The 2,731-nt window shown below is 61.6% G+C and carries 1 protein-coding gene; it reads left to right on the top strand.

Annotated elements, in window-relative coordinates; genetic code table 11:
* The first annotated feature begins 142 nt into the window (after nt 1-142).
* The gene (locus tag ACY69P_RS15900) at nt 143-2,575 is read left to right on the top strand and encodes a cyclic nucleotide-binding domain-containing protein (RefSeq protein WP_462328189.1); all 2,433 of its coding nucleotides are present in this window, start codon (nt 143-145) and stop codon (nt 2,573-2,575) included.
* The last annotated feature ends 156 nt before the right edge of the window (nt 2,576-2,731 follow it).

The raw sequence follows: 2,731 nt of genomic DNA on the forward strand, positions 1-2,731 counted from the left end.
AAGGCCCAGTTGCCCCCACGCTTCCCGCGTGCCCTTCACTCCCACGCCAACTCTTTTTCCACACCACGAGTTGCACTTTGCTCCGCAAACAGGCTATATTGATTGAAATTCGGCCTTTAACCACTCAGACGGAGTCAGCACCGTGGCAGTTGTACATTGCAATAAGTGCGGGCAATCTCACACCGTTTCCGAAAAATCGCTCGGGCAGACCATTGCCTGCCCGTCGTGCGGCGCCCCGGTTATGGCCGAAGCCGAGGCGGGTGAACTGAATCTGGACGACATGATCCCAGACGCAACGCCCCACGCCTCAGCAGTCCCGCCGCCCTCCAATGCCCCGCACGAGCTGCTCACCGAGGCCGAAGTAGAGCCGGTACATATCTTTCAGGGCAACTTCGGACTCAACCTCTTTGCCGGGGTGTTCTCCGGTCTGCTCAGCATTCTGTTTTGCGTTGCCGCCGCCCTGCTCATTTCCTCGCAGGTGCCTACAGCCAACAGTTTCGCCCACGCCCTCAGCATCACGCTTATCAGCGCCACCGTGGTCGGGCTGGTCATTGCCTCGCGCAGCGGCGTAGCCTTTGCCCTTGCCGGGCCGGAGTCCATTGTTGCCCTGCTGCTGTTTCTCTACCTTGGCGGGGTCCACGCCGCCCTGCCGGACACAGCGGCGCCCATCGTCGTCCGCACCACACTGCTTGCGGCCTCCATGGTCCTCACCATTTTCGTGGGGCTGTGCCTGTGGACCATTGGCGGCGTCGGCAATGGCGATTGGTTGCGCTTTGTCCCCATTCAAGCCATCGGGGGCATGGCGGCGGGTGTGGGCTTTTATGTCATCAAATACACGCTGGCCTTTGTGGTGGGGTGTTCCGGGACCGGGATGGACCTGCTGCTGCGGCTGTTTGACGAATCCACCTGCCTGATGTGGATCCCGCCTGCGGCCTTCGGGCTGGTGCTCTTTATTGTCATGCGCCTCAAGCGCGGGGACGCGCTTATTCTGCCGTTGATGCTCCTTGCCATTGGCGGCGCGCACGCGGCGTTTTTTGCCTTTGGGATGGACCTTGACGCGGCGCGGATGCAGGGGTGGCTTTTTGCCCCCATGGCGCAGGACCACTTCTGGAACATCTACTCCTCTTCCCTTGTTCATGACGTGGACCTTGCGGCCATTGTCAGCAACGTTGGCTACATCGTGGTCCTGACGGGGCTTATCCTTGTGGGCACCATGTACAAGATTACGCAGATGGAAATTGCCCTCGGCCGCGACGTAGACATCAACCGCGAATACCTCGGAATGGGCATGGGCAACCTGCTGACGGGCCTCTTAGGCGGCGTGCCCGCCACCTACGCCCTGTCGCGCAGCCTCAGCAACAAGGCCCTTGGCGCCCGCGGCGCTGTGGCGGGCATCATTGCCGCCCTGACCTGCGGTGGCGCGCTGTTTGGCATCCACTACGCCATTGCGTTCATTCCGCGCTTTGTCCCAACGGGCCTGCTCCTTGCCCTTGGCCTGTCCCTGATGTGGCGCTGGCTCATCTCCACCCGCACCCAGTTTACGCACAAGGGCGACTACTCCCTGCTTGTCCTCATCTTTCTGCTCACCTGCGCTTTTGGCATCCTTGTCGGCGCGGGTATCGGCGCAGCCCTTGCGCTGCTGGTGGTTGCCGGACGCTACGGCTCCATGAGCGTGGTCAAGCACGAAATGTCCGGCGCAACCTTCCACAGCAACGTGGACCGCGCTCCCTCACAGTTCCGCATCCTCAAGGAAAAGGGCGACCAGATTCACGTCATCGCCCTGCAGGGCTTTATCTTTCTGGGCACCATCAGCGGCCTGCTCCGCCATATCCACACCCGCATCCGCAACAGGGAGCATAACGCACTGCGCTTTTTGCTCCTCGACTTTACCTTCATCGGCGGGCTGGACTCCTCCGTGGCCCTCTCCTTCACCAAGCTCCAGCAGATGGCGCGCAAGTTCAGCTTTATGCTGGTATTCACCAACATCCCCTTTGAGCTTGAGGAACAACTCAAGGGTGCGGGATGCATCCTGAACGATCCGGAACGCCACTCCCTCACCGTCACGTCGCTCGACTACGCCCTTGAATGGGCCGAAGACCATATCCTCGACGCCGAAGACGCCCTGACCGTGGACAGTCAGCCCCTTGCGGAGCTTTTGCGGCCCGTCTTCCCCGAACCGCGCTATATCCCCCTGCTGATGAAGGTGCTCAAGAAGGTGCAGATCAAAAAGGGCACGCCCGTCTTCCGGCAGGGGGACCCGTCCGACGCCATGTACTTTATTGAATCCGGCATGGTGAACGTGCAGTTGGAGCTGGAAGGCGGCAAGATTCTGCGCCTGAAAAAGATGGGACCGGGCACCGCCTTTGGCGAGATGGGCATCTATACATCCGCCCCACGCTCGGCCACCATCATCGCGGCGGAGGACTGCACCCTGTACCGCCTGTCCACCACGGTCCTGCACAAGCTGCAAGCCAAGGCGCCGCACTTCACCGCGGCCATTCACCGCTTTATCGTCAACCTGCTGTCCGAGCGCGTGGCCGACGCCAACGCCAAGGTCCGCGACCTGATGACGTAGCACGGCGCTCCCCACTCCCAGCCTCACCCGAAAGCACAGCAGGGGTGCCGCCGCATTCCTTCCACACGCGCACGTCCCGGCCGCACTTGGGATTCTCAAGGGCAACGCCCTTGAGCCTGCGGAGCACAAAAAAAGCGCCCCCTCCACTAGGAGGGG

The organism is Desulfobaculum sp. (assembly GCF_054921475.1).